Source organism: Streptomyces neyagawaensis, assembly GCF_023516595.1.
Taxonomy (GTDB): domain Bacteria; phylum Actinomycetota; class Actinomycetes; order Streptomycetales; family Streptomycetaceae; genus Streptomyces; species Streptomyces neyagawaensis.
This window is the reverse complement of sequence record NZ_JAMGBG010000046.1, coordinates 50,565-69,044: the sequence shown is the minus strand read 5'-3', so window position 1 is coordinate 69,044 and position 18,480 is coordinate 50,565. Positions and strand designations below refer to the sequence as shown.

Here is an 18,480-nt window from a genome sequence, read left to right as displayed (position 1 = left end):
TCCGCACGACGTCGGCAGGGGCAGGGGCAGGGGCAGGCGGCTCCTACAGCAGCGGAGCCACCCGCTCCCCGAACTCCCTGATCTGGTCCGTGAGTTCGGCCCGTCCACGGCTGCGGAACCGTATCTGGATCTGGTCCACGCCCATCGCCGCGTACCCCCGGAGCGACTCCGCGAGTGCCTCCGGAGGGCCGCTGAGCGTGCGGCGGCCGACGTCCCAGTCCGGCTCCCCGATGTACAGCGGCTCGGTGATCGCGCCGACCGTGAACGGGTCGGTGACCCCCGCCTCCTCCCGCAGCCGCCGCAGCCGGGCGATCTGCCCCGGCAGCCGGTCGCGCGGGTCGCCCTGCGGCAGCCAGCCGTCGCCGCGGACGGCGGCCCGGCGGACGGCCGCCGGGGAGGAGCCGCCGACCCACAGCGGGACACGGGCCTGCGCGGGGCGGGGCCGCTGGCCCAGGTCCTCGAAGTCGTACGCCTTCCCGTGGTGGGCGGGGAACTCGTCCGGGCCGAGCGCCGCCCGCAGCGCGTCGACGCACTCGTCCAGGACGGCCCCCCGACGCTCGAAGTCCACGCCGAGCGCCTCGAACTCCTCCCGCACGTGCCCGGCGCCCACCCCGAGGATCAGGCGTCCGCCCGCGAGGTGGTCGAGGGTCGCGTACTGCTTCGCCGTCAGCAGCGGATGCCGCAGCCCGACGACCGCGACATGGCTGAGCAGGCGGACCCGTTCGGTGACGCCGGCCAGGTAGGCGAGCGTGGCCACCGGGTCGTACCAGACCGTGCCCATCGCGTCCGCGAGCCGCCGGGGGATCGCCACGTGGTCGCAGCTCGCGATGTAGGCGAACCCGGCCCGGTCGGCGGCCCGCGCGATCTCCACCAGGTCCTCGGGCCCGGCGTCCGCCTCCCACGGCTCGGCGTAGAGGGTGCTCTGCGACTGGACGGGCAGCTGCATCCCGTAGGCGAGGGACGCGCCGGTCCCGTTCACGCCGTGCTCCCCGGACCCGGCCAGAGCCCTTCGTCGGTCAGGCCCAGCAGGTCGATGGCGTTGCGGCGGACGATCCGGTCGACGACGTCGGGGGCGAGGTGTCCCATCTGGGCCTCGCCGACCTCCCGCGACTTGGGCCAGGTGGAGTCGGAGTGCGGGTAGTCCGTCTCGTAGAGGACGTTGCCGACGCCGATGGCGTCGAGGTTGCGCAGGCCGAACGCGTCGTCGAAGAAGCAGCCGAAGACATGCTCGGTGAACAGCTCGGACGGAGGTCGGTGCACCTTGTCCGCGACGCCGCCCCAGCCCCGGTTCTCCTCCCAGACGACGTCCGCCCGCTCCAGGATGTAGGGGATCCATCCGATCTGGCCCTCGGCGTACATGACCTTGAGGTTCGGGAACTGCTCGAACTTGCCGCTCATCAGCCAGTCGACCATCGAGAAGCAGCAGTTGGCGAAGGTGATGGTGGAGCCGACGGCGGGCGGCGCGTCGGCGGACGTGGACGGCATCCGGCTGCTGGAGCCGATGTGCATCGCGATGACCGTGCCCGTCTCGTCGCAGGCGGCGAAGAAGGGGTCCCAGTCGTCGGTGTGGACGGAGGGCAGACCCAGATACGGCGGTATCTCGGAGAACGCGACGGCACGCACCCCGCGCGCGGCGTTGCGGCGGACCTCGGCGGCGGCGAGTTCGGCGTCCCACAGGGGGATGAGGGTGAGCGGGATGAGCCGGCCGCGCGCCTTCGGCCCGCACCACTCCTCCACCATCCAGTCGTTGTACGCCTGCACGCCCAGCAGACCCAGCTCGTGATCGGCGGCCTCGGTGAAGGTCTGGCCGCAGAAACGCGGGAAGGTCGGGAAGCAGACGGCGGACTGGACGTGGTTGACGTCCATGTCGGCGAGGCGCTGCTCCACGTCGTAGGAGCCGGGGCGCATCTGCTCGAAGGTGATGATCTCCAGTTTGATCTCGTCCCTGGAGTAGCCGACGGCGGTGTCGAGGCGGGTCAGGGGGCGGTGCAGGTCCTCGTACACCCACCAGTCGCCGATGGGGCCGTCGTCTCCGGGGGCGCCCATGACGGGCCGGAAACGGCCGCCGAGGAACGTCATCTCCTTCAGCGGCGCGCGCACGATCCGGGGGCCGATGTCCCGGTACTTCCTGGGGAGCCGGTCCTGCCAGACGTGCGGGGGCTCCACCGTGTGGTCGTCGACGGAGATGATCTTCGGGAATACCGTCTCGCTCTCCATGGTCTCCATGTGCGCCACGGTAGCGCCGATCTGACGGATCGTCAGCTCCCGTGGCGGTCATTGCCCCGTTCCCGGAGAGTCGAGGAGAGGTTGTGTGGACCTGGTGACATCCCGGACGGCTCCCTGTGATCGGGGTCTCGCACGGCTGACGTATCTGCCATGAACAAGGCAAACTGGCCTGGATATCAGAGGGCCTTGGGGGGCATCGATGGGCGGTGAGTCGCGAGTGCCGGAGGCTGGTGAGCCGCGGGTGCCGGAACAGCGGGGTTCCGGGGAAGAGCGGATTCCGCCGTCGGCGCCCGGACCGACGGATCCGGATCCGGAGGGCGCCGCCGCGCCGGAGCCGGAGGCCGGGACCGCCGCGGGGCTCCGGTTCAGCGTGCTCGGACCCGTACGGGCCTGGCGCGGCCCCGAGCCCCTCGCCACCGGCTCACCGCAGCAACGCGCCCTGCTGGCGGCACTGTTGCTCCGTGAGGGCCGTACCGCCACGGCGAGCGAACTGATCGACGCGCTGTGGGGCGACGACCCGCCGTCCCAGGCGCTGGCCGCCGTACGCACCTACGCGTCCCGGCTGCGCAAGGCACTCTCCCCCGACGTCCTGGTCAGCGAGTCCGGCGGCTACGCGATCCGCTCCCTGTCCGGTGGCGCGCTCGACCTCGCCGTCGCCCAGGACCTCGCCGCCGACGCGGAGAAGGCCAAGAGCTCCGGGGACCTGTACCAGGCCCGTCTGCTGCTGAACAAGGCGCTCGGCCTGTGGGACGGCGAGGTCCTGGCGAGCGTCCCCGGCCCGTACGCGGAGACCCAGCGGGCCCGCCTCGACGAATGGCGGCTCCAACTCGTCGAGTCCCGGCTCGACATGGACCTGGAGCAGGGCTGCCATGCCGAGGCCGTGTCCGAGCTGACCGCCCTGACCGCCGCGCACCCCCTGCGGGAGCGGCTGCGGGAACTGCTCATGCTGGCCCTCTACCGCAGCGGCCGGCAGGCCGAGGCCCTCGCCGTGTACGCCGACACCCGCCGCCTGCTCGCCGACGAACTCGGCGTGGACCCGCGCCCCGGCCTGCGCGAACTCCAGCAGCGGATCCTGCGGGCCGACCCGACCCTCGCCGAGCCCTCCGCCCCGCTCGCCGCCGAGCCCTCCGCGACCGCCGTGCGCCCGGCCCAGCTCCCGGCGACCGTGCCGGACTTCACGGGCCGGTCCTCCTTCGTGTCGGAGCTGAGCGAGGTGCTGTCGGCGGCGTCCGCCGCCGAGGGCCAGGTCATGGCCGTCTCCGCGCTCGCGGGCATCGGCGGTGTCGGCAAGACCACCCTCGCCGTGCACGTCGCCCACCAGGCCAGGCCGGCCTTCCCCGACGGACAGCTGTACGTCGACCTCCAGGGCGCCGGCGCCCGGCCCGCCGACCCGGAGACCGTCCTCGGCTCCTTCCTGCGGGCCCTCGGCACCGCCGACTCGGCCATCCCCGACTCGCTGGAGGAGCGCTCCGCGCTCTACCGGTCCGTCCTGGACGGCCGCCGGGTCCTGGTCCTCCTCGACAACGCCCGTGACGCCGCCCAGGTCCGGCCCCTGCTGCCCGGTACCGCGGGCTGCGCGGCCCTGGTGACCGCCCGGGTGCGCATGGTCGACCTGGCCGGGGCGCACCTCGTCGACCTCGACGTCATGTCCCCGGACGAGGCGCTCCAGCTGTTCACCCGGATCGTCGGCGAGGAGCGGGTCGCCGCCGAGCGGAAGGCCGCCCTCGACGTGGTCGCCGCCTGCGGTTTCCTGCCGCTCGCCATCCGTATCGCCGCGTCCCGCCTCGCCGCCCGCAGAACCTGGACGGTGTCCGTCCTCGCGGCGAAGCTCGCCGACGAACGCCGGCGGCTGGACGAGCTCCAGGCGGGCGACCTGGCGGTGAAGGCCACCTTCGAACTGGGCTACGGCCAGTTGGAGACGGCCCAGGCCCGTGCCTTCCGTCTGCTGGGCCTGGCCGACGGCCCGGACATCTCGCTCGCCGCCGCGGCCGCCGTCCTGGACCTCTCCCCGGAGGACACCGAGGACCTGCTGGAGATCCTCGTCGACACCTCCCTCCTGGAGTCCGCCGCTCCCGGCCGCTACCGCTTCCACGATCTGGTCCGGCTCTACGCGCGTGCCTGCGCGGAGCGGGACGAGCAGCCGCCCGGTGAGCGGGACGCGGCCATGTCCCGTCTGCTGGACTTCTATCTGGCGACGGCGGCGGAGGTGTACGCGATCGAGCGGCCCGGGGACCGGCTGGCGGACGACCTGGAGCCGACCGAGTACCCGGGGCTGCGCTTCACCGGCCGGCAGGAGGCCCTCGACTGGCTGTACTCGGAGGCCAACTGCCTGCTCGCCTGCGCCCGCCAGGCCTTCGCCACCGACCGGCTGCGCCGGGGCGTGGACCTGCTGTGGGCCGCCAAGGACCTCGGTGAGTCGGGGGCGAACTCGAAGCAGTACGAGTCCGCCGCGCTGGCGGCCAGGGACGCCTCCCGCGCCGCAGGCGACCCCCGTACGGAGGGCCGGGCCCGGACGACGTTGATCAACGTCCACCTGGTGGCGGGACGCTACGACGACGCGGAGGACGAGGCGCGCCGGGCCGTGCACCTGGCCGAGCAGGTCGGGGACCCCACCGCCCTGTACTGGGCGAGCAACGACCGGGGGATCATCGCGCTCATCCAGGGCCGCAACGCCGACGCCGAGGCCTGCCTCCTCGCGGCCATCGAGGGGTCGCGGGCGGCGGGCAACCAGCCGCTGGAGGCGAGCGCGCTGTGCAACCTCTCCCGGGTCCACCTGGCCATGGGCCGCACCGGCCGCGCGATCACCCTCGCCCAGCAGGGCATCGACCTGTACGACCGCCTGGGGCTGACCCTGCGGCTGGCCAACGCGCGCTACGCCCTGGGGCTCGCCCTCACGGAGGCGGAGCGCACCTCCGAGGCGCTGGACGAACTGGGCGAGGCCCTGCAGATGTTCCGGACGAACCGTCAGCGCCTGTGGGAGGGGACGACGCACTTCCGTATCGCCCAGGCCCATCTGGCGGGCCACCGCCCGGCGAGGGCGGCCCAGCACGCCGAACAGGCCCTGGCGATCGGCTGCATCGGCGGCGACCGGATGCGGGCCAACGTCCTGACGGCTCTGGGGCGGTCGCTGGACGCCCTCAGCCAGGCGGACCGGGCCCGCGCCTGCTGGCGGGAGGCCCTGGCCCTGTACGAGCAGGCGGGCGCCCCCGAGGCCGCCGAGGTGAGGGCACTGCTCTCACCGGCCCCCGCGGCCTGAGGCCCTCGTGGGCGGGGGCGTTCATCGATTGTTTATGCAGGCCTGACATGCTCAGCGCAGTGATCCGTCGCGTCGGGGGGCAGGCGGGTCCTCGGCCCTCACGATCCTGTGTGAGGGCCGACCCGGCCTCGGTCCGGCGACCCCTCGGGGGAGCCGCCGGACCGGGGCCCGTACAGCCTTCACTCGAACCAGGGGAGAGTTCGTCAGCATGAGCGACAAGAAGAAGAAGCCGGAGAACGCCGCGCTGGACAACCACGCGCCGGTCCCGCCCGCCGACGACACGATCACCACGCTCGACAACCACGCGCCGGCCCCGCCGAAGGGCGACCCGGTCGCCCCGCTCGACAACCACGCGCCCGCGCCGCCGGTCGACGACACGATCACCACGCTCGACAACCACGCGCCGGCCCCGCCCGCCCTGAACCTGGGCGGCGGCAAGTAGACCTCCATCCCGACGGGGATCGGCCGCGGTGGCACGGAGGGGGAGCCACCGCGGCCGAGTCGTGTGCGGGGGCGGACATCCGGGGCGGGCGGCGGTCGGGGGGACCGCTGCCCGCCGGGGGCCGGAGTGTGGGGCCGGGGGGCCGGGATCCGGGGGCCGGGATCCGGGGACCGGGGTCCGAGGCACCGGGGGACCGGGGTCCGAGGCACCGGGGGACCGGGGTCCGGGATCCAGGGATCCGAGGGTCCGGGGTCCGGTTCCGGGGACCGGGGTCCGAGGGTCCGAGGGTCCGGGGACCGGGGGCCGACGGACCGGGGACCGACGGACCGGGGACCGGGATCCGAGGGTCCGGGGCCGGGGTCTGGGTCCGGGGGCCGGACCGGGGGCCGGACCGGGGTTCAGGGCCCGGTGGGGGATCACATCACCCGGCGCCGTGACCGGAGTTCGCCCTTGACGACCTTGCCGCCCGCGTTGCGCGGGAGTTCGCCGACGAAGTCGACCGTCCTCGGGACCTTGTAGTTGGCCATCTCGCGGCGGGCCCAGGCGATGAGGTCGTCGGCGGTGACGAGGGAGCCGGGGCGGCGGACGACGAAGGCCTTGCCGACCTCGCCGAGGCGGGCGTCGGGGACTCCGATGACGGCGACGTCGGCGACGTCCGGGTGGAGGCCGAGGAGCTGCTCTATCTCGGCGGGATAGGCGTTGAAGCCGCCCACGATGAACATGTCCTTGATCCGGTCGGTGATGCGGAGGTTGCCCGCGTCGTCGAGGACACCGACGTCACCGGTGCGCAGCCAGCCGTCGTCCGTGACGGCGCGGGCGGTCTCGGCGGGGTCCTCGAAGTAGCCGCGCATGACGTTGAAGCCGCGGACCCGGACCTCGCCGGGGGAGCCGGGCGGCAGCGGGGCGCCCGAGGGGTCCACGACCCGTACCTCGGTGCCGGGGACCGCCCGTCCGGAGGTCGAGGCGATCACCGACGGCTCGTCGCCGCGCCGGCACATCGTGACGATGCCGCTGGCCTCGGACAGCCCGTACGCGGTGAGGACGGTCTCGACGCGCAGCTCCGTGCGCAGCCGTTCGACGAGCCGCAGCGGGACCACCGCGGCGCCGGTGACGACCAGGCGCAGGGCGGAGAGGTCGTAGTCGTCGCGGTCCGGGTGGTCCAGGAGCGACTGGTGCAGGGTCGGCGGGCCGGGGAGGACCGAGACGCGCTCGGCGGCCACGTTGGCCATGGCCGTCTTCACGTTGAACACGGGCTGCGGGATCATCGTCGCGCCCCGCATGAGGCAGGCGATCACCCCGGCCTTGTAGCCGAAGGTGTGGAAGAAGGGGTTGACGATCAGATAGCGGTCGCCCCGACGGAGCCCGGCCAGCCGGCACCACACCTCGTACGCGCGCAGGGTCTGGGCGTGGGTGATGACGGCGCCCTTGGGGCGGCCGGTCGTGCCGGAGGTGAAGATGATGTCGGACGGTGAGTCGCCGTCCAGTGCCGCCGCCCGCGCCCGTACCGTCGCCGCCGGGATGCCGTCGCCGCCCGTGAGGAAGTCCTTCCAGGTGCGGAAGTCGGCGGGGGCGTCGTCGGCGAGGACGACGACCTGTTCCAGGTGCGGGAGGCCGGGCAGCGGTCCGCCGCCCACCACCGCCGGGCCCGCCGTCCGCCGCAGCACCCCCTGCCCGGCCGCCCGCCGCAGCGACGCCACGTAGGAGGTGCCGAGGAAGGTGCCGGTGACAAAGAGGAGTTTGGCCCGGCTGCGGGCCAGGACGTCCGCGGCCTCGGCGCCCTTGAAGCGGGTGTTGAGCGGGACGAGCACCGCCCCGGCGGAGACGGCGCCGAGCGCGGCGGTGATCCAGTCCAGGGAGTTGGGCGCCCAGATGCCGACGCGGTCGCCGGATCGCACCCCGGCCGCGACGCACGCGGCCGCCGCCCGTTCGACGCGTGCGCCGAGTTCGGCGTAGGACACGCGTGTCCGCCCCTCGACGACCGCCTCGGTATCGCCGTACCGCTCGGCGGCGGCGCGGACCAGTCCCGGGATGGTCCCCCACTCCAGGTCACCGCGTACCTCCGCGTCGCCGCGTCCTTCCGAGTCACCGCGCACAGCCGGCCTCCGTACCCGAATCCCAGTAGCTGACTGTCCGTCAGATTAGCTGTACCCTGACGGACTGTCAGCAGCGAGCGACGCTCCGGTGCGGAGGTGTGCCCCCATGGCTCCCATGGCCGTGCTCAAGGACGCGACTGCGATCGTCGGCATCGGCCAGACCCCCTTCGCCAAACAACTCCCGGAGACGGAGCGGGCGTTGGCGTGCCGGGCGATCCTCGCGGCGCTCGACGACGCCGGGATCGCGCCGGACGAGGTCGACGCGCTGGCCTCGTACACGATGGAGGAGACGGACGAGGTGGAGGTGGCCAAGGCCCTCGGCCTCGGGGACCTCACCTTCTTCAGCAAGGTCGGCTACGGCGGCGGCGGTTCGTGCGCCACGGTCGCGCATCTGGCCGCCGCGATCGCCTCCGGACAGGCCACGGTCGGTGTCGCCTGGCGGTCCCGCAAACGCGGCTCGGGCCCCCGCCCGTGGAAGAACACCACGGTCCAACTGCCCACCCCCGCCCAGTGGACGAGACCCTTCGGCCTGCTGCGGCCCGCCGACGAGATAGCCATGCTGGCCCGCCGCCACATGCACGAGTACGGCACCACCCGCGACCACCTCTTCAACGTCGCCCTGGCCTGCCGCAACCGGGCCAACCAGAACCCGGCGGCGATCATGTACGACCGCCCGCTGACCCGCGAGATGTACATGACCTCCCGGTGGATCAGCGAGCCCCTGTGCCTGTTCGACAACTGCCTGGAGACGGACGGCGCGCTGGCGTGCGTCCTCGTCTCGGCCGAACGCGCCCGCGACTGCCGCCGGACCCCCGTCTACGTCCACTCCGCCGCCCAGGGCCTGCCCGCCCAGCACCACGGCATGGTCAACTACTGGAACGACGACCCGCTGACCGGCCCCGCCTGGACCGCCGCCCGGCATCTGTGGAAGCACGCGGACCTCACCCCGGACGACATCGACGTCGCCCAGATCTACGACGCCTTCACCGCCCTCATCCCCCTCTCCCTGGAGGGCTACGGCTTCTGCGCCCGCGGCGAGGGCGGCGCCTTCACGGAGGGCGGCGCCCTGGAGATCGGCGGCCGGCTCCCCCTCAACACCTCCGGGGGCGGCCTCAGCGAGGCGTATGTGCACGGCTTCAACCTGATCACCGAGGGCGTACGGCAGTTGCGCGGCACGAGCACCGCCCAGGTGCCCGGCGCCGCGACCTGCCTGGTGACGGCGGGCGAGGGCGTACCGACCTCGGCCCTGCTGCTGCGCAACTGAGAAGACCGGGGAGTTGACGGAGCTGAAGGAGTTGAGGGCATGCTGACACCGGTCGTGGACGTCGACGGCGCCCCGTTCTGGGAGTACGCCGCCCGGGGCGAACTACGGGTCCAGACCTGCGCCGACTGCGACGAGCCGCGCTTCCCGCCCCGGCCCTGCTGCCCGCACTGCCGGTCCTTCGACCACGAGTGGCGGCCCCTGAGCGGCCGAGGCCGCATCTGGTCGTACGTGCTGCCGCACCCGCCGTTGCTCCCGGACTACGCCGAGCAGGCCCCGTACAACGTGATCCTCGTCGAGCTGGCCGACGCCCCGCGCATCCGGCTCGTCGGCAACCTGGTGAGCGAGGCGGGAGCCCGCCTGGACTCGGTGCCCGCCGACCGCATCCGCATCGGGGCGCGCGTCCAGGCCGTGTTCACCCCGGAGGGCCTGCCCCAGTGGGTTCTGGAGCGCCCATGACCGTGCGCCTGACCACCGACAAGGACACCGGCGTCGCGCTGCTGACCCTGGACCGCCCGGAGAAGCTCAACGCGATCGACGCGGACATGGCCGAGCGACTGGGCCGTGCCTGGCGGGAGGTGCGGTTCGACGACACCGTGCGGGCCGTCGTCGTCACCGGTGCGGGCGGGCGGGCGTTCTGCACGGGCCTCGACCGCGACACGGCGGCCCAGGTGCCGCAGCCCGGCTCCCCCTACTCGATCGACGATCCGCTGCTCGCGATCGGCCCGAAGGCCAACGACCTCTGGAAGCCGGTGATCGCGGCCGTAGACGGCATGGCCTGTGGGGGCGCGTTCTATCTGCTGGGTGAGGCGGAGTTCGTGATCGCGGGCTCGACGGCCACGTTCTTCGACCCCCACACCACGTACGGCATGGTCAGCGCCTTCGAGTCGATCCTCATGGCCCAGCGGATGCCCTTCGGGGAGGCGACCCGCATGGCGCTGATGGGCACCGCCGAGCGGATGTCGGCGCGCCGGGCGTACGAGGTGGGGCTGGTGTCGGAGGTGACGGAACCGGGAGAGGCGGTGGCGGCGGCCCTGCGGTGCGCGGAGGTCGTCGCCGGGTACCCGACGGAGGCTGTGCAGGGCACGGTACGGGCCTGCTGGGCGGCCCAGGAGGCGGCGCGGACGCACGCCCTGGCGCACGCGCCGCACCTGATCTCGCTGGGCAACCTGCCCGCCGACCGGCAGTCCGAGCTGTTCGCCGGACGCCGGCCGGGCGGATTCCGGGTGCGGTGAGCCCCGGCGCGGGGCTCAGCAGGAGTACCTCAGGAGGAGTACCTCAGGAGGAGTACCTCAGGAGGAGCTCAGGAGGGGCTCAGAAGGAGGAGCGCTCCAGGTCGGTCAGCTTGCAGCTGCCGCCGCTCGCGCCGCCGTCCTCGACCGCGCCGGCGGGCGCCTTCACGTCGATGGTGGCGGACTCGCCCGGCGGCACCGAGGGGATGAGGTTATCCTCGGCGGTGTGCAGCACGGAGCCGCTCGCGTCCGTGAACTCCAGGTCGAACGTGTAGGAGTACGTGGCGGTGGAGCTGCTGTTGGTGGCGCGGACGCGGGAGACGAGGCCGTTGTCGTAGGTGCAGGTCTCGATCTTCAGATCCCTCGCGGCGCCGCGCCGGGAGCTGGACGAGCCGCCGGTTCCCACGGTGCTGCTGCCGCCCGAGGTGGACGAGGAGCTGCTGTCGGAGCCGCCGGAGCTGCTGGAGCCGCCGCTGGAGCTGGACGAGCTGGACGAGGACGAGCCGCCCGAGCAGCCGCCGCCGTGGGAGCCGCGGGCTCCGGTGAGGGCGATGACGGCGATACCGAAGACGGCGACGGCACGGATGTGACGGGCACGGATGTGACGGGACTTCACGTGTTCACCCCCCGTTGAAACGTTGCGAAATGAGTGCCGAAATGGCGAAACGCCAGCAATTGCTGGCAGGTGCACGCCACGATAGCAGCGATTCGGCCACCCCTTTTCGGGGCAAGCGGTTGCCCTCCGGGGGCGGGGGCGACATGCCACCCCCGCCCCTTCGGCCGGCTCAGCCGGCCGGTTCGTGGACGAGGGCCGTCACGTCAGCCGTGGGTGGAGGCGAGGTGCCAGACCGTGGCCTTGTCCAGCTTCACCGAGCCGTTCTCGGCGAAGACCTGGACGCCCTGGCTGGCGGGGTCGGGGAAGATCTGGTCGGTGATCACCGCTTCGCCGTTGCCGCCGAAGACCTCGACGGACGACCAGTCGACGAGGACCCGCAGTCTGATCTTGCCGTTCACCGCTTTCAGGGGCGCGGTCTGGATGCCGGGGAAGGTGCCGCCGAAGTCCACGGCGCCGGAGCGGGTGCGGTCGACGTACAGCTCCTGGGTCGTGGTGTCGTAGCCGATGACGGTCTCCTCGCCCGCGGCGCCGGTGCGCACCTTGAGACCGAAGCGTGCGGCGTCCTTGACGGAGAACGTGGCCTCGATGTCGAGCGCCTTGCCGTCCGCGGCGGGACCGATCAACGCCTTCGACGTGTTCGTCACGATGCCGGGGGTCGCGGTCGCCGGGGCCTGCCGCAGGGACTTCACGCTGCTCACCGGCTCACTGGTCAGCCGGACACGGCCGTCGACGGTGCGCAGCGCCATCCGGCGGGGGATGCTCTGTGCTCCGCGCCAGGGGGAGGTGGGGACGGCGCCGGCGTAGTCCCAGTTGCTCATCCAGCCGATCATGTACCGCTTGCCGCCCGGGGCGTCCTCCCAGGAAACGGCCGCGTAGTAGTCCTGGCCGTGGTCGGCCCAGTGGGCGCGCCGCAGGACGGAGAGGGCGGGTGCGTCGGCTGCGGTGAACCGGTCGGCGAGGAGGTGGCCCCAGCCGCCGGTGTTCATGTCGACGAGTTGGATCCGCGCCTTCTTGCCGAGGTAGGGGCGCATGTCGAAGGAGGCCCAGTCGAGCTGCTCGCTGTCGGTGCCGGTCGCGCTGCGGACGACCTGGCCGTCGACGATCAGATCGACGGAGGTCTCCTGGGAGCCGGGCCGGGCCCGGGTGTCGGACAGCACGATCTGGTCGGCGTTGATGTGGCCCCAGCCGCCCGTGTTGTCGTCGACCACCCTGATCCGCGCCTTCCTGCCGGCGAGGTCCCGGACGTCCCAGGAAGCGGCTTCGAGTGCCTCGGCGTCCTTCCCGGTGGCACTGCGGACGACCTGGCCGTCGACGAGGAGTTCCAGGGCGGTGGGGTTGGCGGAGTCGGCGGGGTGGTTGCCGCCGCCGATGAGGAAGTTGACGTACCGCTTGTCGAGGGTGAACTCGGGTGAGGTGAGGGTGCCGGTGCCGGCGTCGCCGTTCAGGAAGGTGTTGACGAGGCCGCCGCCCTGGAAGCCGGAGACCTGCTGCTGGCCGGGAAGCGTGCCGGTGGCCGGTGCCGGGCCGAAGGCGTCGCCGGTCGCCGTCCAGTCGCCGTAGGTGCCGCCCTCGAAGTCGGCGAGGACCTTCCCGGGCCGGTGCGGGTGCCGGCCGCCGCCGACCTTGAAGTTCAGGTAGGGGCTGTCGACGGTGAAGGAGGGGGAGGTGAGGGTGCCGGTGGCGGCGTCACCTCCGTGGAAGCTGTTGGCGAGGCCCTTGCCGTCGAAGCCGGTGACGGTCTGCTGCCCGTCGAGCGTCCCGGCCGCGGGTCCCGGCCCGAACGCGGTGCCCGTGGCCGTCCACGAACCGAAGTCCGGGCCCTCGAAGTCCTGCACGACGGCCCCGGCGGGCGGGGTGTAGGTGCCGTCGTCGTCGGGGGTGAACTTCGTGCCGTCGAAGTCGCCGACGAAGTACTGGGCCGCGGAACCGCCCGCGATACCACCGGGGTTGAGGTTGACGACGAGGACCCACTTGACGTTGTCCGGGTCCCCGTCGACGGCGAGGGGGAACAGGTCGGGGCACTCCCACACACCGCCCGTCGCGCCGGCCGGGCCGAAGTCACTGAGCCGGGTCCAGTCCTTGAGGTTCTTGGAGGAGTAGAACCGCACCTTGTGCTCGGCGGACAGCGACACCGTCATCAGCCAGCTCTTGGTCGGCGCGTACCACTGGACCTTGGGGTCGCGGAAGTCCCGGGAGCCGATGTCGATGACGGGGTTGCCCTGGTACTTGGTCCAGGTGCGGCCGCGGTCGGTGCTGTAGGCGAGCGCCTGGGACTGTATGCCGGTGGTTCTGTCGTGCCTGGTGTAGATCGCCACCATGGGCGGGTTCTTCCTGGTGCCGAACCCTGTGGTGTTGTTCGTGTCGACGACGGCACCGCCGGAGAACACCATCTCCTTGTCGTCGTGCGACAGGGCGAGCGGCAGCTGCGTCCAGTGCACGAGATCCGTGCTCACGGCGTGGCCCCAGGACATGTCGCCCCAGGAGTCGCCGCTCGGGTTGTACTGGTAGAAGAGGTGGTACTCGCCCTTGTAGTACACCAGGCCGTTGGGGTCGTTCATCCAGTTCTTCTCCGGAGTGAAGTGGAACTGGGGACGATAGGTCTCGGAGTACGGCGGGGCGTCGGCCGCGGCGGCCTGAGGGGCGAGCAGGCCGGCGGACAGGGCGCAGACGGCGGCCACCGCCGCGATCGTCCGCACGCGGGCAGGCCGGTGTACACGTCCAGAGCTCATGGCGACTCCTGGGCTGCGGCCGCCCTCGCAGCACAGCCTGCGGCGAGCGACCCGACGATGTGGCGCCCTGGCCCGCGCTGTCGTCCACACCGCCGGCCAGAGAGTGTCATCGATGACATATGTCAACGCTGACATCGAGTGGCCCGATGATGAGCGCCACCCGCCCAACACGTCAATGGTTCGAACGGGATTGCCCGGCACGGCCCGTCCGGCGAGGGCATGTCTGCGGGTCTCCGCGCGCAGGAACTCACGGCTTGTGGGTCACCCAGAGCAGCTCCGCCGGCCAGCGGTGTGCCCAGTCGGGTGGGTCGGTCTCGTTGTAGCCGTTGGGTGTTCCCTGTTCGGGCCGCGGCTCGATGAGGTCGTCGATGACGAGACCCGCGCCGCGCAGCACCCTGACCCAGTCGCCGTAGGTGAGCTGATAGCTGGTCGCGCCGTCGCCTTCGTCGATGCCGTTCAGCCCGAAGTAGTCCTTCCGCAGCGTCGTGGTGACACGGCTGGCGGCTTCGTCGTAGCAGGCTTCGAACCAGGGGCTGGCGACGTTGAACACCAGGCGCCCGCCCCGGACCAGGACGCGCGCGGCCTGCGGGACGGCCAGATGCGGAGGCGCCCAACTGAGCCCGCCGAAGTCGCAGAACACCAGGTCGAAGGTCTCGTCGGCGAAGGGGAGTCGTTCGGCGGCGCCCTGCACCAGCGGGTAGCGGGCCGCCCCCATCGCATCGGCCGCCGCGGCGAGTTGGGCCTCGGACAGGTCGAGCCCGACCACGGCGGCGCCCTCGGCGGCGAGCGCCCGGGACCATTGGCCGGCGCCGCAGCCGAGTTCGAGGACGCGCTTGCCGGTGACATCGCCCAGGGCGCCGAGGTGTGCGTCGGGGATGGAGTACATGCCCCAGAGCCGGGGTGCGGCACCGATCCGCGGGTCGTGCCTGTGCTGGTAGGCGCCGCTGATCCGGTTCCAGAGCCGCCGGTTGGCGGGAATGCTGTCCACGCACCGACTCCAGCACCGGCTGCCGGGGCGGTCAACCGGATTAGGTCACCGCTGGCTTCAGCCCCGCCCCGGCCGCCGTCATCAGCGTGTTGCTGCGCTTGTGCCCCAGCGCACCAGCATGAGCCGGTCGCACTCGGAGCGTGCGGGTCGTCTCAGTACCAGACGGAGAAGGTGGCGTCGGCTCTGGCGGTGGCGGTGGAGATCGGGTCGATGCGCAGCGCGTAGTTGTAGTGCCGGATGTAGCGGTCCGGGTGGCTGTGGGAGCGGAACGACGACCAGGACGGGTCGGCGAGCCCGGCGGTCTTGTGGAAGGTGGCGTCCTGGGCGAACCTCGTGGTGCCGTCGTTGGTGTCCAGCCGCAGCTGGTAGAAGGAGTGCCGCAGATAGCGGGTCGGCTGGGTGAGGGACTGGAAGGAGACGCCGGAGGGGTCGGCCAGCCCCGGCACGAGCTTCCACTGCGAGTCGGTGTAGGGGTCGAACGGGTACGGATCGATGCGGCCGAGGGAGTCGACCTGCCGCCAGTATCTGTCCGGGAAGTTGTAGGACTTCAGCCGGTTCCAGGCAGGCTTTCCCCACTTGGCGATCATGTTGTCGTACACCGTCTGGGGGATCGGCTTGATGTCGGCGTGCTTGGAGTTCAGCGGCTGGGTGTAGAGGCGCCGGTCGGTGGCGGTCCAGGTGCCGGTGGAGAGGTCGTTGGTCTGGTAGGCGTAGAACAGCGCGTTGGCGTCGCCCCACAGGTACCAGGTGCCGGAGGCCTCGGCGAGGATCGGGCCCTCGATGCCTCCCTGTGGTGCCAGGCCCGAGGTGAACTGGGTGAAGCTGCCGGGGGCGAGGGAGGTGGACCTCGCCCCCACCAGGCTGTTGCGGCCCTTGTAGTACAGGTAGTTGACGCCGTTCACGTTCTTGGCCAGGGTGCCGTCGATGATGTCGTAGCCCGGGTCGAAGAAGACCTGCGGTGCCGTCACCGTCTGGAAGTCCGTGGTGTAGTTCACCATGATCACGTTGTGTCCGCTGCTGTTGACGGCCGAGTAGGTGAGGGCGTACTGGCCGCGGGAGGGGTCCCAGAAGGCTTCGGGCGCCCAGGTGTGGGTGTCCATGTCGTGCAGTTTCAGCAGACGGTAGTTGTCGAAGGAGCGCAGGTCGGCGGAGTCCCAGACGTGGATGTACGGGGTCTTCTTGGTCCAGTCGGTGCCCTTCAGATTGGTCGCCAGGACGACGTAGGTGCCGTCCTGCTTGGGCAGGATGAAGGGGTCGCGCAGACCCCCGTCGCCCGCGGTCGGGGTCACGACGGGGTTGTTCTGGTTCAGCGGCATCCATTGCAGCGCGTCGGTACTGACCGCGAGGTGCAGGCCGTAGTCCGTGCCGAGGTTTCTCGGTGACTGGGTGAAGTAGGCCATGACGAACGGGGAGGTCGTCGCGGCGCTCGCGGACCGGCTGCCGAGGGTCAGCACGCCGGTGGTGGACAGCGGCACGGCCGCGGCCATGCCGAGGAAGAGCCGGCGCGACGGGAGGGGTGTTGCACTCATCTGGTGCCTCCGGGGCGTAAGGACGTGGGGGGGGACGCATCCGTGCCGGCACCGCCCTGGCGGCGGCGCCGGCACCCATGGCGATGCGGGTCAGTTCGTCACACGGAAGGTGGCGTCACTGCGGCCCAGAGTGGTGGTGATGGGGTCGAGGCGGAGCTGGTAGGCGTAGTGGCGGATGTAGCGGTCGGGGTGGTTGTACGACTGGAAGGACGACCAGCTGGGGTCGGCGAGTCCGGCGACCTTGTTGAAGGTGGCGTCGGCGGCGAACTGGGCGGAGCCGTCGTTGCGGACGAGCTGGAAGTCGTAGTTCTGGTGGCGCAGGAAGTAGCCGGGGTAGTTCACCGACTCGAAGGAGACGGTGCCGGTGCCCACCAGGCCGGGCCGCAGCCGGAACTGGGAGTCCTCGACGGGGCTGACGTTGGGGTCGATGCGCACGTCGAAGTTGGTCTGGCGCACGTAGCGGTCCTGGAAGTTGTACGACTGGAGCCGCTGCGCCGGGGTGCTGGGCCAGCGTGCGAGGACGCGGCTCTCCTCGGCGGAGGTGAGGGGCATGATCGCGCCGTGGCGCTTGGCGGTGCCGCCCATGTCGTAGTTGGCCGCCGGCTGGAGCTGGTAGGTGCTGACGTCGAACGGGTTGGTCGTCAGGATCGGCCTGTACTCGCGTACGCCCTGCGGGCTGTTGTAGTCGATGTAGAGGGCCCACTGATTGCTGTTCTGGAACTTCATCCAGACCGGGCCCTCGACCACGTTGCCGGTGAGGCCGATGCTGGAGAGGTTGCCGAGGTTGGTCCACGTCCCGAGGATCGAGTTGCTGCCCTCGATGTTGTTCTGGCCGTCGCCGGAAGCCCTCAGGTAGCGGTAGGGGCCGGTACCTGCGGGCACCTCGGTCATCTGGGTGTCGACGACCGCGGTGCTGCCGGGCGGGTCGATCCAGATCTGCGGGGTGGTGATGGTGCGGAAGTCCTTGGTGCGGGCGGCGTAGATGCGGTACTTGTTGATGCCGTTCAGCGTGGCGTTCGTCGCCCAGTACAGGACGTAGTCGTTGGTCTCGGGGTTCCAGATCGCCTCCGGCGCCCACGCGTTCTTTCCGCCGGGGACCAGTGAGGCGGCGGGGAGCAGCCACGGGTCCGACCAGTTCACCAGGTCGGTCGACTCCCACACCACGAAGTTGGGGCTGCCGTTGGCGTACGTCGAGCCGCAGCGGATGCACAGATCGGTCGCGATGATCCAGTACTTGCTGCCGTCCTGGGAGCGCACCAGTGCGGGGTCGCGCACGCCCTTCGTACCGATCTTCGAGTTGAGGACCGGCTGTCCGCCGTTGAGGTCGTTCCAGTGCAGGCCGTCCGCGCTGTGCGCGACGTACAGCATCTGACCGGTCGCGGAGTCGTTGAGGAAGTGCACCATCAGGTAGCCGGGTTCGGCGGCGGCCGCCCGCTGGGGTGTGGTGAGGGCTTGGCCCGTGAAGAGGAGGCAGACGGCGAGCAATATCACCGTCAGCCGGGCGCGGAGCGCAGACATCGGATCTCCTGTCGGATGCGGGTGCCACCGCCGGGCGAAGGGGGAGCGGGGTGACGGGGGGGAACTTGGTCTCGGAGTGGGCGGGACGGGCCCCGGGCACCGCGCGGACCGGAAGGGGAGATCCGAGCGACGGTGTTTCACCGCTTCGCCCAGGGCGCCATGGTGACAGCAGGTCAGGGCGCGCTAGCACGTACGTCTGCCCAGGTGGGGCGGTTGCGGCACGCGCCGGGTGGCTGTGCTCCTCAGCGCCCGCGAAGGCGTTTCAGGTGGGCGGCGCTTCCGCCGGAAGCCGTCATAACCAACTCACTGTCCAATCGGGCACGTTGAGCGATATATCGAACACTGTTCGCGAAATCGGGCAGAGGTTAAATCCGGAAAAGAGGGCGCGTCAATACATCGGACACATTCGATTAACCGAACGTACAAATGAGCGACCCGGCACCCACCCGGCCCGCGATCGACACCGCCCGAGCCCCCACGAGCCGGACGCGAACGACAGCGCGACAGCGCGACAGCGCGACAGCGCGACAGCGCGACAGCGCGACAGCGCGACAGCGCGAAGAAAACCATGGCACCCCGGCGGGACCGGC

General features: G+C 71.5%; 13 protein-coding genes. 5 read left to right on the top strand and 8 right to left on the bottom strand.

Translation table 11 applies throughout. The features are described 5' to 3' along the window. Positions 1-43: 43 nt before the first annotated feature. Entirely contained in the window at positions 44-946 is a 903-nt protein-coding gene (locus tag M8J73_RS20600; RefSeq protein WP_055539213.1) for an LLM class F420-dependent oxidoreductase, read from the bottom strand. A gap of 29 nt (positions 947-975) precedes the next feature. Further along, positions 976-2,226 carry an amidohydrolase family protein gene (locus M8J73_RS20595; protein ID WP_055539211.1) on the bottom strand — a complete coding sequence of 417 codons (1,251 nt, stop codon included), beginning with the start codon at positions 2,224-2,226 and terminating at the stop codon, positions 976-978. 199 nt (positions 2,227-2,425) lie between these two features. Here M8J73_RS20595 and afsR point away from each other — a divergent pair, with 199 nt between their 5' ends. Further along, on the top strand, positions 2,426-5,482 hold the full coding sequence (afsR, locus tag M8J73_RS20590; RefSeq protein WP_055539210.1) for an SARP-family global regulator AfsR: 3,057 nt from the start codon (positions 2,426-2,428) through the stop codon (positions 5,480-5,482). A gap of 208 nt (positions 5,483-5,690) precedes the next feature. Beyond that, positions 5,691-5,924 (top strand): regulatory protein AfsS, encoded by a 234-nt coding sequence (gene afsS / locus M8J73_RS20585; RefSeq protein WP_249828919.1) that lies wholly within the window; start codon positions 5,691-5,693, stop codon positions 5,922-5,924. A 416-nt stretch (positions 5,925-6,340) separates the two neighbouring features. Here the strand turns inward: afsS and M8J73_RS20580 are convergent, their stop codons facing one another. Beyond that, on the bottom strand, positions 6,341-8,017 hold the full coding sequence (locus M8J73_RS20580) for a FadD3 family acyl-CoA ligase (RefSeq protein ID WP_274757621.1): 1,677 nt from the start codon (positions 8,015-8,017) through the stop codon (positions 6,341-6,343). Positions 8,018-8,132: 115 nt separating this feature from the next. Here M8J73_RS20580 and M8J73_RS20575 point away from each other — a divergent pair, with 115 nt between their 5' ends. Genes M8J73_RS20575 through M8J73_RS20565 form a run of 3 tightly spaced genes read left to right on the top strand, consistent with a single transcriptional unit; the run spans position 8,133 to position 10,513 of the window. Continuing rightward, complete coding sequence (locus tag M8J73_RS20575; protein ID WP_055539631.1) at positions 8,133-9,281, top strand: lipid-transfer protein; 1,149 nt, start codon at positions 8,133-8,135, stop codon at positions 9,279-9,281. A gap of 39 nt (positions 9,282-9,320) precedes the next feature. Continuing rightward, a complete protein-coding gene (locus tag M8J73_RS20570; protein ID WP_249828918.1) occupies positions 9,321-9,737 on the top strand; it encodes a Zn-ribbon domain-containing OB-fold protein in 417 nt (138 codons plus the stop codon). Next, positions 9,734-10,513 carry an enoyl-CoA hydratase/isomerase family protein gene (locus tag M8J73_RS20565; protein ID WP_055539865.1) on the top strand — a complete coding sequence of 260 codons (780 nt, stop codon included), beginning with the start codon at positions 9,734-9,736 and terminating at the stop codon, positions 10,511-10,513. The genes M8J73_RS20570 and M8J73_RS20565 overlap by 4 nt, the downstream gene beginning before the upstream one ends. Before the next feature lie 79 nt (positions 10,514-10,592). On the opposite strand, the gene M8J73_RS20560 is transcribed toward M8J73_RS20565, so the two are convergent. From M8J73_RS20560 to M8J73_RS20540, 5 genes are all read right to left on the bottom strand, one after another. Next, the gene (locus M8J73_RS20560; RefSeq protein ID WP_055539866.1) at positions 10,593-11,126 is read right to left on the bottom strand and encodes a hypothetical protein; all 534 of its coding nucleotides are present in this window, start codon (positions 11,124-11,126) and stop codon (positions 10,593-10,595) included. A gap of 203 nt (positions 11,127-11,329) precedes the next feature. Then, a complete protein-coding gene (locus tag M8J73_RS20555) occupies positions 11,330-13,855 on the bottom strand; it encodes a glycoside hydrolase family 32 protein (RefSeq protein ID WP_055539867.1) in 2,526 nt (841 codons plus the stop codon). Between the two features lie 247 nt (positions 13,856-14,102). Then, positions 14,103-14,843, bottom strand: a complete 741-nt coding sequence (locus M8J73_RS20550; RefSeq protein ID WP_055539868.1) for a class I SAM-dependent methyltransferase — start codon at positions 14,841-14,843, stop codon at positions 14,103-14,105. A gap of 152 nt (positions 14,844-14,995) precedes the next feature. Next, on the bottom strand, positions 14,996-16,372 hold the full coding sequence (locus M8J73_RS20545; RefSeq protein ID WP_055539869.1) for a glycoside hydrolase family 43 protein: 1,377 nt from the start codon (positions 16,370-16,372) through the stop codon (positions 14,996-14,998). Between the two features lie 90 nt (positions 16,373-16,462). Then, the gene (locus tag M8J73_RS20540; protein WP_249828917.1) at positions 16,463-17,890 is read right to left on the bottom strand and encodes a glycoside hydrolase family 43 protein; all 1,428 of its coding nucleotides are present in this window, start codon (positions 17,888-17,890) and stop codon (positions 16,463-16,465) included. Positions 17,891-18,480: the final 590 nt, after the last annotated feature.